Here is a 12,666-nt window from a genome sequence, read left to right as displayed (position 1 = left end):
TATGCGTGTTGCTGCCTTCGACTGCGGGACGAACTCCCTGCGCCTGCTCATCGCTGATGTCGCCGCCGACGGCACCCTGACGGACCTGCATCGCGAAACCCGGATCGTCCGCCTCGGCCAAGGTGTCGACGCCACCGGCGAGTTCGCCCCGGAAGCGCTCGAGCGCACCTTCGTCGTGGCGAAGGAATTCGCCGAGGTGGCCGCCGAGTACCAGCCGGAGAAGCTGAGATTCGTCGCGACCTCCGCCAGCCGCGACGTGAAGAACCGTGATGAGTTCTTCGCCGGGATCGTCTCGATCCTCGGCGTCGTCCCCGACGTCATCGCCGGTGAAGAAGAAGCCCGACTGTCCTTCCTCGGCGCCACCGCGAACCTCACGGGTGCTGACGGGCCGTATGTCGTCATGGACCTCGGCGGCGGGTCGACCGAACTCGTCCTCGGCCGCGAGGATGTCCAAGCGGCATTGAGCATGGACATCGGCTCGGTGCGTCTGACCGAACGCCATATGCCGGTCGAGACTCCCTCCGAGGATCAGATCCAGGCAGCGCTTGCCGACATCGACGGCCAGCTCGACCAGGCTGCGCAGATCGTCGACTTCTCAGCCCCGCGCACGTTCATCGGCGTCGCCGGCACCGTCACCACCATCACCGCAGGCATCCTCGGACTCGAGAGCTACCAGCGAGAGCGCATCCACGGCGCGCACATCAGCGTCGCGGATGTGGCAGAAGAATCCCGCAAGCTCTTGGCCATGGACCGCCAAGAGCGCACAGACCTGCCGTATATGCACCCCGGACGCGTCGATGTCATCGGCGCGGGATCGCTGCTCTTCGCCCGGATCGTCGCTCGCTTCGACCAAGCTGTGACAGCCGCCGGAGGATCGCTGGATATTCGGATCTCCGAAACCGACATCCTCGACGGGACCGCGCTCGACCTCGCGCTGACGAGCTCGTGAGAGCCGCCGCCCGTCTCCTCGCCGTCACGACCGTCGTCCTCGGGCTCGTCGTCGGCACCACCCAACCCGTCATGGCCGCGCCGAAGGCCGGACCCGGCCAGTGGTTCATCAAGGACTACGGAATCGACAAGGTCTGGAAGAAGTCCACCGGCAAGGGCGTCAAGGTCGCGGTCATCGACTCCGGCGTCAACACCGACCACGAAGACCTCAAAGGCGTCGTGAAGAAGTCCAAGGACTTCAGCGGCCTGGGCAAAGACGGAAAGACCCCGATCGGTGGGAAGACCACGATCCACCATGGGACTGCCGTGGCCGGAGTCATCGCCGGCCGCGGAGTCGGTGCCGGGCCGACCGGCGTCGCCCCGGACGCAGAGATCCTGTCGGCGTCGATGTGGCTGGGCCCCGACCGGCCGAAGGAATCCGGTTCGACTCGCGAACAGGCCGATGAGGCCGTCCGCTGGGCCGTCGACTCCGGGGCGAAGGTCATCAATATGTCCTTGGGCTGGGACGATCCGGGCTGGCCGGAGAGCTGGGACGAGTCCTTCGCCTACGCCTACAAGAAGGACGTGCTCATCGTCGCCTGCGTCGGCAACGCCTCCCAGGGAGCGACCCAAGCGTGGTCGCCGTCGACGGTGCCAGGCGTCATCGGGGTGGGCGGACTGGACAAGAACGGCAAGGTCCTCGAGGACTCCACCGCGCCCGGTACTGCCGTGGATCTCATGGGGCCGGCCAAAGACATTCCCATTCCGTACTACAGCGGCGGCTACGCCGAAGGGCAGGGATGCTCGTTCGCCTCACCGGTCGTCTCCGGTGTCGCCGCACTCATCCGCTCGGAGAACCCGGATCTCAGCGCCGATGAGGTCCGGGCCAAGTTGCAGTCGAGCGCCGAACCTGTGGACGGTCATAAGGGCGTGAGCAAGAAGGGCAAGCCCGACCCGATCGTCGGCTGGGGTCGCGTCGATCCGCCGGGTGCAGTCAAAGCGAAAGTGCCCAAGAACGTGTCCTCCGCCGAGGATGAGCTGGCAGACTGGGTGAAGATGCATCGCCGTGGAGATGCGAAGGCGGAGGAGACGGAAACCGCCGCCTCGGACGAGACCGAGAGCCCGAAGGCTCTTGCCCCGACCGATATCGTCGCCACGCAGTCGACGCCGATGCTCGGCTTCGCCGTCCTCGGTGCCGGAGCCCTCATCGCCTTGGTCCTCATGATCATCTCGATCGTCGCCTTCGCTCGCCGTCGTCGCTGAGACCAGGTGCACAGACTGCTCTGATCTGGGGCGTTCGAGTCCGTGAGACAAACAATTAGTGAAAGTTTTCACAAGGGTCTAGCATGGGATTATGGCACTCATCAGAAACTCAAAACTGCGTCCACGAATCCTCGTCGTCGGTGGCGGCTCAGTCGGCCTGCTCGCCGCTCAGAATCTGCTGAAGAACCTCGGTCGGGGCGAAGCCACCGTCACCGTGGTCGATCCCAACCCGTACATGACCTACCTGCCGTTCCTTCCCGAGGTGGCAGCCGGATCGATCGAGCCTCGTCACGCTGTGGTGCCGCTGCGCCGCAACCTCCCGGGTGCCGAGGTCATCACCGCGAAGGTCACCTCGATCAACCACGCCGAGAAGTTCGCCACCATCGAACCCGCGAACGATGAAGCGTTCGAACTCGACTACGACCACATCGTCCTCGCCTCCGGTTCGGTTGCCCGTGCGCTGCCTATCCCGGGCCTGAAGGAGAACGCGATCGCGCTCAAGCGCATCGAAGAAGCTGTCGCCCTGCGCGACCACCTTCTCTCCCGCCTGGCCGACGCCGCTCTGATGGAGGACGACGAAGAGCGCCGCAAGGCACTGACCTTCGTCTTCGTCGGCGGCGGATTCGCCGGCATCGAGCTGCTGACCGAACTCGAGGACATGGTCCGTTCGGCCATCGCACAGTACGAGACGCTGACCGAAGCCGATGTCCGATTCGTCCTCGTGGAGGCCCTCGGCCGCGTCATGCCCGAGGTCGGCGAAGCTCAGGCCCGTTGGGTCGTCGAGCACATGCGCGAACGCGGAATCGACGTCTACCTCGAGACCTTCCTCCAGGACTGCACCGACAAGCACGTCAAGCTCTCGAACGGTGAAGAGTTCGACGCTGACACGATCGTGTGGTCCGCGGGTGTCAAGGCCAACCCGGTGCTCATCGACTCCGACCTGCCGATCAACGAACGCGGCAATGTCACCGTACGCGCCGATCTGCGGGTCGAGGGCGATGACGGTGTCGTCGAGGGCGCTTGGGCCGCCGGCGACAACGCCGCCGTTCCCGACCTGTCCGGCGGCGGAGTGGCAGGCTTCTGCGTGCCCAACGCTCAGCACGCCGTGCGCCAGGCCCCCGTGCTGGCAGCCAATGTGCTCGCCGCACTGCGGGGAGAGACCGAGTTCAAGCAGTACTTCCACAAGACCATCGGTACGGTCGCCGGTCTGGGCGTGTACAAGGGCGTCTCACAGATGGGCGATTTCGAAGCCCGCGGAATCCTCGCTTGGCTCATGCACCGCGCCTACCACGGCTACGCCATCCCGACCATGGACCGCAAGGTTCGGGTCTTCGGCAACTGGCTCCTCAGCGCTGTGCTCGGCCGCGATGCCATGCCGCTGGCCGATCTCGACGTTCCGCGCAAGAACTTCGTCGAAGCCGCGAACTCGAAGCCGGCTCCCAAGAAGGAGCCTGCCAAGGCCTGACTCGAGGCAGCCGGTGCCATCCGGCGACAAGCCCTGATGAGACGACAGCGCCGGGGATGCATTGTGCATCCCCGGCGCTGTCATGTTCGCATGACCGCGAGTGGCTGGCTCTTCTCTGGGCGTCGGGAGCCGCCGCGCATGGTCATCGACCGTCAGTTCGGTCAGTTCGCGACGGTGAACCGGACGTCGATGTGCTTCGGTTCAACGATCTCGTCGACCATGGCGACCGCGAAGTCCTCGGCCGAGATTGCGTCACCGGCCGGGACCTCCAGCTCGGTCTTGTACGAACCCGTGCGCTCCCCGGGGGCGATCTCCGGTGCGGGGGAGATGAGCGTCCAGGGTGACCAGTTGCCTGTCCGCAGCAGCTCGAGCGCTCGGGTGCCGGTCTCCGATTCGGCCTTGTAGATCGCGGGGAAGTCCTCGGTGTCCTTGAGCATGGTGTCGCCGACCCACAGGGAACCGGCGCCGCCGACGACGAAGATGCGGGTGTTGCCGCTGTTCTCGGCCAAGGTCTTCAGGGCGTCGAGCCACTCCTGGTGGTCCCCGCCGGTGCGGCTGGGACCGGTGGTGGAGACGATGATGTCGTGTTCGGCGGCGATGCGGGCGTCGAACTCGGCATCGGCCATATCGCCCTTGATGCTGCGGGCGGCACCGGGCACGTCGGTGCCCGAGCGGGTGATGCCGGTGATGTCGAGGCCGCGGCCGGCCGCCTCGGCGGTGACGCGGGAGCCGATCATTCCGGATGCTCCGAAGAGTGCGATCTTCATGGTGTGTCCCTTTCTGCTGCGGCGTCGGGTTCGCGGCGCCGAGGTGGTTTCTTCTGTGATGACATCTCGACACTATCGTTTGGAAAGGGAGTACCTCAAAGATACTATTGGGACATGAAAATCCGAGATTCTTGGGAAGGCGATGCCTTCGATCCGGAGTGCCCCACCCGAGTCATCCTCGATCGGGTCGGTGACAAGTGGACGGTGCTCATCATCGAGATCCTCGATGACAGCCCGAAGCGCTTCGGCGAGATCCGACAGGCGATCGGGGGCATCACCCCGAAGGTGCTCACCTCGACGCTGCGATCACTCGTCGCCGACGGCTTGGTGACCAGGCAGTCGTTTGGGGAGGTGCCCCCGCGGGTGGAGTATTCGCTCACCGATCTCGGTCGCTCGCTGCAGGCTCCCGTGACCGCGCTGCGGAGGTGGGCCGAGCGCAATGTCGCCGAGTTGATCGACAATCGTGATCGCCAGGCCGAGATCGATGATGCTCAGGCGCGCTGATCGGCCTTGCGGGTGAGTTCGCCGAGGACGGTGATGAGCTCTCTCAGGCGGCCCGCGGCGCGGTAGGTGCGCGGTGAGCCCGAGTACACCCAGTTGTTCGTGATGATCGAGGCGCTGCCGTTGTTCGTCGCCACCTTGAACTCTCCGACAGCGAGCGTCGCGAGGTGATCCTCGACGAGGCGGCGCCGCAGCTCCGGTCCCATCTGCACCCAATGATCGGCGGCCTCGAAATCAATGTCCGACCAGTCGGCTCCCGACTCACGGTAGGCGAGAGGACGGTAGGGGGCGTCGATGCATGCGTTCAGCGACGGCGCCTCGGTGCCGATGTCCGGGCCGGAGTTGGAGTCGTCGGCAGCGCTGTCGACGGCGATGAGTACGGCGGGCCCGGCCGCCTCGGCGAGGTTCGGATCATCGGTGCCGTCGACGAACAGAGGATGATCGCCGGCGGTGAGAAGTACGAAGGTCATAACACCATTCTGCCTGTTCGGGCGGAGAGTGTGATTTGGCACTCTATTGAACAGTGTTCAATAATGACAACATGGATAGCTATCAAACACTCGCCGAGCGCGTGCTCGCCGGCGATCCGGCCACCGCCTCCGATGCCCGCACGATCCTGTCGTCGTCCGACGAGGACCTCCTCGACCTTGTCGCCGCTGCCTCCCGGCTGCGCCGCGAACATTTCGGCAATCGCGTCAAGGTCAACTACCTCGTCAACCTCAAATCGGGACTCTGCCCGGAGGACTGCGGATACTGCTCGCAGCGATTGGGCTCAGAAGCCGACATTCTCAAGTACTCATGGCTGCCGAAGGATGAGGCGAAGCGGCAGGCGGAATTCGGTCTGGCAGGGGGAGCCTCGCGGGTCTGCCTCGTCGCGTCCGGACGCGGTCCTTCGAACCGGGACGTCGAGCGCGTCTCGGGGATGGTCGAGGAGATCAAGACATCCAGTCCCGACGTCGAGGTCTGCGCCTGCCTCGGGTTCCTCAAGGACGGTCAGGCACAGCGACTCAAGGACGCCGGTGTCGACGCGTACAACCACAACCTCAACACTGCCGAATCTCTCTACCCCGATATCTGCACGACTCATACGTTCGCCGACCGTGTCGACACCGTGGACAAGGCGCGTGGTGCAGGGCTCTCCCCGTGCTCGGGGCTGATCGTCGGAATGGGGGAGACGGACGAGCAGATCATCGAGGCGATCGAATCGCTCAAGGCCGTTGACTCCGATTCGATCCCGGTCAACTTCCTCATTCCCTTCGACGGCACACCGCTCGAAGGAACCTGGACTCTGACCCCGCAGCATTGCCTGCGGATTCTCTGCGCCGTGCGATTCCTGTGCCCGGACCGCGAGCTGCGCATCGCCGGAGGTCGGGAGATGCACCTGCGTACGCTGCAGCCGCTGTCGCTTCATGTGGCCAATTCGCTCTTCCTCGGCGACTATCTGACCTCGGAGGGGCAGGCCGCCGAGGAAGACCTCGACATGATTGTCGACGGAGGCTTCGAGATCGTCGGAGCAGAGAGTGCCGAACGACTGCGTGATGAGCTCAAGGCTCACCGGGCAGCCCATCAGGCCGCCTTCGCCGAGGTGGCGCCCGGTGACATGAAGAGCGACGGAACGTCCGCTGAGGCAGCAAAGACCGCGAGCACCCTGCCGTGCGGCAAACCTCTGCCGACGGCTGGTCAAGAAGCCGACGACTCCGGAGTCATGATTCCGACGATCCGGCGCCGCGGCGCGGGCACAGAGCTCACGCCCAATGTCTGAGGAGGGACTACGGATGCCGACGAGCACGCTCGAGCGCGATTCCGGCCTGCTGTGGCACCCCTACGGTCCGCTCGACGCCGGCGCGCACTTCTCGGTCACCGGCGCAGATGGGCCCTATGTGGAGTTGCGCGATGCTTCGGGATCGACGCATCGACTGCTCGACGGGATGAGCTCGTGGTGGTCGGTCGTCCACGGATACCAGCATCCGGTCATGGATGCGGCACTGACCACCCAGATCGGATCGTTCTCGCACGTCATGTTCGGCGGTCTCACCCATGAACCGGCCGTCGAACTAGCCGAGCGGCTCGTCGCAGTCACACCGGACGGACTCGACCATGTCTTCCTCGCAGACTCGGGTTCGGTCTCGGTCGAAGTCGCGCTCAAGCTCGCCGTCCAATACCAGCTGGCCCGCGGCCGCGGCCGCGACCGCAGGCGCTTCCTTGCCCTCGAAGGTGCCTACCACGGTGACACCACCGGGGCGATGAGCGTGTGCGACCCAGTTGGGGGAATGCACAACGATTTCGCCGGGCTGCTCGCAACCCAGCTGTTCCTGCCTCGTCCGCCGTTGCCGGAGGCGTCCGCTGCCGAGGTGCACGAATGGTTGGTCAAGGCTGAAAACCTCGTCGATGCGCACGGGGCAGAGATCGCCGGCATCATCGTCGAACCCCTCTTCCAAGGTGCCGGAGGCATGCGCCCGTATCACCCCGCCGCCCTGCAGTCACTGCGGCGGTTGGCCACCGAGATCGATGCCGTACTCATCGCCGACGAGATCGCCACCGGCTTCGGACGCACGGGCTCTGACTTCGCCTGTCGGGCCGCGGGGATCACCCCGGACGTCATGTGCCTGGGCAAGGCTCTGACCGGCGGCTATCTCACATTGGCGGCGCTGCTGTGCAGTGGAACGGTTGCCGACGTCATCACCACTTCGTCCCACCGGGCGCTCATGCACGGGCCCACGTTCATGGCGAATCCCCTGGCGTGTGCTGCGGCAAATGCGTCGGTCGGCCTCCTCATCGATGACGAGACGAGCGGCTGGGAGCCGGCCATTGGACGGATCTCTCAGGCCCTCGAAACGGGCCTCGCTCCTGCCAGGCGACTGGATCATGTCATCGAGGCGCGGGTGACCGGTGGCATCGGCGTCGTCGAACTCGACCGCCCGGTCGACGTGGCGCTGACCACGCGCATAGCCTCCGACCACGGGGTGTGGCTGCGGCCGTTTCGGCAGCACATCTATACGATGCCTCCCTATATCTCGACTCCGGCGGTGGTGGACACCATCACGAAGGCGATTGTCGCGGCAGCCGCGGCACACGGGGATGGGTGCGAGTTCGAGGTTGCATCGTGAACGCCCTCTTCTCCCGCCTTTCCGCCGCCGCCGAGCGCCGAAGTACTGCCGGTCTTTATCGCAGTGACCTCGTGCTCGACGGACTCGACCTCGCCTCGAACGACTACCTCGGGCTCTCGGCGCATCCGCTGGTGCGTGCCGCAGCGATCGAGGAGATCGAACGCAGCAGCACCTCGGCCAGCGCATCGCGACTCGTCACCGGGACCACACACGTCCACCACCGATTGGAAGCTGCGCTGGCCGAACGGCTGCGGCACCCTGCGTGTGTGACCTTCTCCAGCGGTTATCTGGCTAACATTGCCGCCGTCACTGCTCTGGCCGGTCCTGATACTCTCATCATCTCCGACGCCCACAACCATGCGTCACTCATCGATGCCTGCCGTCTGGCGAAAGCTCCGACGAGCATCGTCGCCCACAACGACCTGGACGCCGTTGAAGCCGCTTTGGCTGGTCGTCAGCAGTCAGAGGCGCTTGTCGTCGTCGAATCCGTGTACTCCGTATTCGGTGACACCGCGGACCTGCCTTGTCTTCTTGACCTCTGCGTTCGTTACGACGCTCTGCTGCTCGTCGACGAAGCGCACGGGATCGGTGTGACCGGCGCCGAGACAGCCGTCGGAATGGGGGCGGCCGCCGCGGTGAGCGAATTCCGCGACCGCCTCGTGGTCACCGCCACGCTGTCGAAAGCGCTCGGCTCCCAGGGAGGGGCTGTGCTGGGAGCCGGTCTCGTCCGAGATGCTGTGGTCAACACGGCTCGCACCTTCATCTTCGACACCGGTCTTTCCCCTGCCATGGCGGCCGCAGCGCGTGCCGCTCTCGACCTCGTTACCGCTGAGCGGGTGGCGTCGATGAAGGCGGCCCGCGCACAACTGGCAGCCGTACTTGATGTGCCGGTCCCGGCCGGTGCCGTGCTGTCCGTTCCCATGCCGAGTCCGGAATCAGGCGTCCGGGCGCGCGAGCTGCTGTGCGAGGAGGGCATCCTCGTCGGCTGTTTCCGCCCACCTTCGGTGCCCGACGGCATCACGCGTCTGCGGCTGACAGCTCGTGCCGGGCTCAGCCCTGGGGAGCTGGCCTATGCCTGTGAGCGCATTCGGGCGATCACCGAAATCTTCGCTGCGGAGTCGGCGGCATGATCCCGCGCTTTATGCTCGTCACGGGAACGGACACCGGCGTCGGCAAGACCATCGCCACCGCGGCGTTGGCCGCGGCACTGAATGCGGCTGGACGTCGAGTGATCATGTGCAAGCCGATCCAGACGGGGCATATCAGGGCCGACGATCCTGAACGTGAGCAGCTCGAGTCCGATTACAGCGACGTCGTCACAGAATCCGACGCGGAGGCAGTGGCTCGGCTGACCGGCATCCATGGGTTCACGAACATCACCCTCCGTCTGCCGATGGCTCCGGTTCCCGCCGCCAAAGCCGAATGGGACGGGTTCAAGTCGGTCGATGATGAATCAGTTGGCGCCGTACCGTCCGGCCCGGACTCCTCAGGGGCCGACAGCGTCTCGAATCTGCCGAGCGCAGCCGAGCACGTGGACTTCATACGTAGGGCACTCGCACGAACCGATGCAGACCACGTCCTCATCGAAGGGTCCGGGGGAGTCCTCGTCGATTTCGGAGAGCATACCGCCGCAGACATCGCAGCCGGACTGTCGGAAGGAGAGAACTCGGTCGGTGCCGTTATCGTCGTCCGCTCCCGCCTAGGGACCCTCAACCACACTGCTCTCACCGCTGAAGCCCTTGGGAGACGGCGGGTTTCGACCACCGGCATCATCATCGGTTCGTGGCCCGAAAAGGCGTCTCCGGTTGACCGTGACAATTGGGCTGCACTGTCGGCGATGGCACCTGTCCTCGGAGCGATTCCCGCGGGAGTCGGAGACAGGCTCGATCGGATCGAGTTCACTGCCCGGGCACCTGGGTGGCTGCGCCTGTCCTGATCGCAGAGGCGGTGAAGGAATCAGCCTGGTCCTCGCTGCGAAACGTCTCAGGTCAGCTCAAATATCTATGGTCCCCCCAGTGGGACTCGAACCCACACTGAATCGATTTTAAGTCGACTGCCTCTGCCGATTGGGCTATAGGGGGAATGCTCAGAACACACTTTATCGGCAAAGCCCGGCCACCGCGATCTGAGACATCCCGCGGACGATCCGGGCACACGGCTAACCTGGAGCGATGACGACGAACGGACCCACCAGACAGGCCTGGGTGATCCTCGTCGTCGGCGTCCTCACGCAGATGGCGGCGACCATCGCGATCGCCGGACCCGCCTTCCTCATCCCATACATGCACTCCGACCTCGGGTTCACACTCACCCAGGCCGGCACCGTCGCTGCCGCACCGAGCTTCGGACTCATCCTCACCCTCATCGCCTGGGGCGCCTTCGCCGACCGTTTCGGCGAACGTCTGGCGATGACTTTGGGAATCGGGCTGACGACTGTGTTCTCGGCCGCCGCGGTCCTCGTCGTCGACTCGCCGATCTGGATGGTCATCGTCATCGCCGCCTCCGGTGCCGCAGCCGCCTCGGTGAACTCGGCGTCCGGCCGCGTCGTCATGGGCTGGTTCCCCCGCCACCGCCGAGGACTGGCCATGGGCATCCGCCAGATGTCCCAACCCCTGGGCACGAGCGTCGCCGCCGTGACCATCCCGGGGATCGCCGCGGCCGGCGGATTCCCCGCCTACCTCTGGTTCGTCGCCGCCGTGACCGGCGTCCTCGCCCTCGTCTGCTTCGCCCTCATTCGCAACCCACCGGACCAGATCCCCACCCGCGCCGAGGTGGCCGACCCCGGCCGCGACACCGAACCGGCGACAGAACGCCACGAACAGGACGGACCGGGCACCGCCTCGGCGGGGGAGGGGGAGCCCAGCGCCGCCTCGGCGATCAATCCCTACCGCAGCGATTCCTTCCTGTGGCGCATCCACGCGGTCTCCGCGCTCCTCGTCGTCCCGCAGTTCGCGTTCTCCACCTACGGACTCGTCTGGCTCATCGTCGTCCAGGGGATCGGCGCGGGCGCCGCCGGAGCGATCGTCGCGATCGCGCAGATCGTCGGCGCGGTCGGTCGTATGGTCGTCGGCGCGCTCTCCGACCGCACGGGATCCCGCGTCGGCCTCATGCGCATCGTCGCCGTCGCCGCCGCGATCTTCGTGGTGGCCATCGCCATCCTGTCGCTGACCGAGCTGTCCGCCGTCGCCGCGGTCGTCTTCATCCTCGCCTCGGCCGTCTCCGTGGCCGACAACGGACTGGCCTTCGCCTCGGTGGCCGAAGCCGCCGGACCACGATGGTCGGGCAAGGCGCTGGGAGCTCAGAACACGGGACAGTTCGTCATGTCGGCCCTGCTCGGCCCCGGATTCGGTGCCCTGGTGACGGCATTCGGCTATCCGCTGTCCTTCGGACTCATCGCCCTCGCCCCACTATTGAGCGTCGGAATCATCCCGCGACGCGACGTCGATCGCATAACCTGATGTTCATCTCGGCGCATTATCGTGCACGAGGCACACCTCGGTGTCGACAGCGAAAGGGAAGGATCTCGTGAACAATCTGTTCCAAGAGAATCTGCGGGAGTACATCGACAAACTCCGCCTCGAAGGGTACACCGTCGAGGACAGTCAGACCACGGATCCGCACCTCATCGACCCCATGGGCCGGGCCGTCGAAACCTGGCGGGAAGGGTACCCGTACGACGAACAGATGGACCGCGAAGAGTACGAACTCGAGAAGTACAGACTGCAGGTCGAACTGCTGAAATTCCAGTACTGGGGTCAGGACACGGGCGCCAAACACGTCATCGTCTTCGAAGGTCGAGACGCTGCCGGCAAGGGCGGAACGATCAAACGCTTCACCGAACACCTCAACCCGCGTGCCGCTCGCGTCGTCGCACTCAACAAACCCTCCGACCGCGAAGCCGGGCAGTGGTACTTCCAGCGCTACATCTCCCACCTGCCCACGAGCGGGGAGATCGTCATGTTCGACCGCTCCTGGTACAACCGGGGCAACGTCGAGAGGGTCATGGGATTCTGCACCGAGGACGAATACGAGACCTTCATGGAACAGGCTCCCGTGTTCGAGAAGATGCTCATCGACTCCGGAGTCCACGTCACGAAGTTCTGGTTCTCCGTGACCCAGAGAGAGCAGCGGACCCGGTTTGCGATCCGTCAGATCGACCCGGTGCGGCGGTGGAAGCTCTCACCGATGGATCTCGAGTCTCTCGACCGCTGGAACGACTACACGAAGGCGAAGGAAGAGACGTTCCGCCGCACGGACACCGATCACGCTCCCTGGATCACGATCAAGAGCAACGACAAGAAGCGCGCTCGCCTCAACGCGATGCGCTACTTCCTCAACCAGTTCGACTATGAGGACAAAGACCCCGCGGTCGTCTACGAAGCCGACCCGCTTCTGGTCCGCCGCGGCCGCGACGCCGTCGACGACTAGTCAGCAGTCGTCCACCGTCACCGAGGCGGGGGATCGGTGGTCCGGGCAGCGTGCCTGTCTCCTGTGGGTGGTTCCACCGCGAAATCCGCTCCGTAATCGATGTGGATCCACCCACAGGAGACACCCCAGCCGAGACACGGTGATCGGGGGATCGGAGATCGCTGGTCTCATACGCGGATGATTTCGGACAGAAATTCGGCCGGGTGGA

12 protein-coding genes and 1 tRNA gene are annotated in these 12,666 nt (G+C 65.2%); 10 read left to right on the top strand and 3 right to left on the bottom strand.

Annotated elements, in window-relative coordinates; genetic code table 11:
• Position 1: 1 nt before the first annotated feature.
• The 3 genes from BI49514_RS06025 (at position 2) to BI49514_RS06015 (ending at position 3,655) form a co-directional block, all read left to right on the top strand.
• Positions 2-949 (top strand): Ppx/GppA phosphatase family protein, encoded by a 948-nt coding sequence (locus tag BI49514_RS06025; protein ID WP_101545154.1) that lies wholly within the window; start codon positions 2-4, stop codon positions 947-949.
• Positions 946-2,190 carry a S8 family peptidase gene (locus tag BI49514_RS06020; RefSeq protein ID WP_244195050.1) on the top strand — a complete coding sequence of 415 codons (1,245 nt, stop codon included), beginning with the start codon at positions 946-948 and terminating at the stop codon, positions 2,188-2,190. The genes BI49514_RS06025 and BI49514_RS06020 overlap by 4 nt, the downstream gene beginning before the upstream one ends.
• A 91-nt stretch (positions 2,191-2,281) precedes the next feature.
• Entirely contained in the window at positions 2,282-3,655 is a 1,374-nt protein-coding gene (locus BI49514_RS06015) for an NAD(P)/FAD-dependent oxidoreductase (protein WP_101545153.1), read from the top strand.
• A gap of 161 nt (positions 3,656-3,816) precedes the next feature.
• Here BI49514_RS06015 and BI49514_RS06010 read toward each other — a convergent pair whose 3' ends face one another.
• On the bottom strand, positions 3,817-4,422 hold the full coding sequence (locus tag BI49514_RS06010; protein ID WP_101545151.1) for an NAD(P)-dependent oxidoreductase: 606 nt from the start codon (positions 4,420-4,422) through the stop codon (positions 3,817-3,819).
• Positions 4,423-4,536: 114 nt separating this feature from the next.
• Here BI49514_RS06010 and BI49514_RS06005 point away from each other — a divergent pair, with 114 nt between their 5' ends.
• Complete coding sequence (locus tag BI49514_RS06005) at positions 4,537-4,926, top strand: winged helix-turn-helix transcriptional regulator (RefSeq protein ID WP_101545149.1); 390 nt, start codon at positions 4,537-4,539, stop codon at positions 4,924-4,926.
• On the opposite strand, the gene BI49514_RS06000 is transcribed toward BI49514_RS06005, so the two are convergent.
• A complete protein-coding gene (locus tag BI49514_RS06000; RefSeq protein ID WP_101545147.1) occupies positions 4,914-5,393 on the bottom strand; it encodes a hypothetical protein in 480 nt (159 codons plus the stop codon). The two genes, BI49514_RS06005 and BI49514_RS06000, sit on opposite strands and share 13 nt — an antisense overlap.
• A gap of 71 nt (positions 5,394-5,464) precedes the next feature.
• Between BI49514_RS06000 and bioB the strand changes: the two genes are divergently transcribed.
• The 4 genes from bioB to bioD are packed head-to-tail and all read left to right on the top strand — an operon-like array spanning position 5,465 to position 9,966.
• Complete coding sequence (gene bioB / locus BI49514_RS05995) at positions 5,465-6,685, top strand: biotin synthase BioB (RefSeq protein WP_101545145.1); 1,221 nt, start codon at positions 5,465-5,467, stop codon at positions 6,683-6,685.
• Positions 6,686-6,698: 13 nt separating this feature from the next.
• On the top strand, positions 6,699-8,030 hold the full coding sequence (locus BI49514_RS05990) for an adenosylmethionine--8-amino-7-oxononanoate transaminase (RefSeq protein ID WP_101545143.1): 1,332 nt from the start codon (positions 6,699-6,701) through the stop codon (positions 8,028-8,030).
• Positions 8,027-9,160 (top strand): aminotransferase class I/II-fold pyridoxal phosphate-dependent enzyme, encoded by a 1,134-nt coding sequence (locus tag BI49514_RS05985; protein WP_101545141.1) that lies wholly within the window; start codon positions 8,027-8,029, stop codon positions 9,158-9,160. Before BI49514_RS05990 ends, BI49514_RS05985 begins: the two co-directional genes overlap by 4 nt.
• Positions 9,157-9,966, top strand: coding sequence for an ATP-dependent dethiobiotin synthetase BioD (gene bioD / locus BI49514_RS05980; RefSeq protein ID WP_101545139.1), 810 nt, complete (start codon positions 9,157-9,159; stop codon positions 9,964-9,966). Before BI49514_RS05985 ends, bioD begins: the two co-directional genes overlap by 4 nt.
• Positions 9,967-10,034: 68 nt before the next feature.
• Here bioD and BI49514_RS05975 read toward each other — a convergent pair.
• Positions 10,035-10,111: transfer RNA gene (locus BI49514_RS05975), tRNA-Leu, on the bottom strand.
• 90 nt (positions 10,112-10,201) lie between these two features.
• Between BI49514_RS05975 and BI49514_RS05970 the strand changes: the two genes are divergently transcribed.
• Together BI49514_RS05970 and ppk2 are read left to right on the top strand one after the other, a co-directional pair.
• Entirely contained in the window at positions 10,202-11,488 is a 1,287-nt protein-coding gene (locus tag BI49514_RS05970; RefSeq protein WP_101545137.1) for an MFS transporter, read from the top strand.
• A 67-nt stretch (positions 11,489-11,555) separates the two neighbouring features.
• Complete coding sequence (gene ppk2 / locus BI49514_RS05965) at positions 11,556-12,458, top strand: polyphosphate kinase 2 (RefSeq protein ID WP_101545237.1); 903 nt, start codon at positions 11,556-11,558, stop codon at positions 12,456-12,458.
• Positions 12,459-12,666 lie beyond the last annotated feature (208 nt).

The sequence above is a fragment of the Brevibacterium iodinum ATCC 49514 genome (assembly GCF_900169265.1).
Classification (GTDB): domain Bacteria; phylum Actinomycetota; class Actinomycetes; order Actinomycetales; family Brevibacteriaceae; genus Brevibacterium; species Brevibacterium iodinum.
The sequence above is the reverse complement of the archived record's forward strand: the minus strand, read 5'-3'. Positions and strand labels throughout refer to the sequence as shown.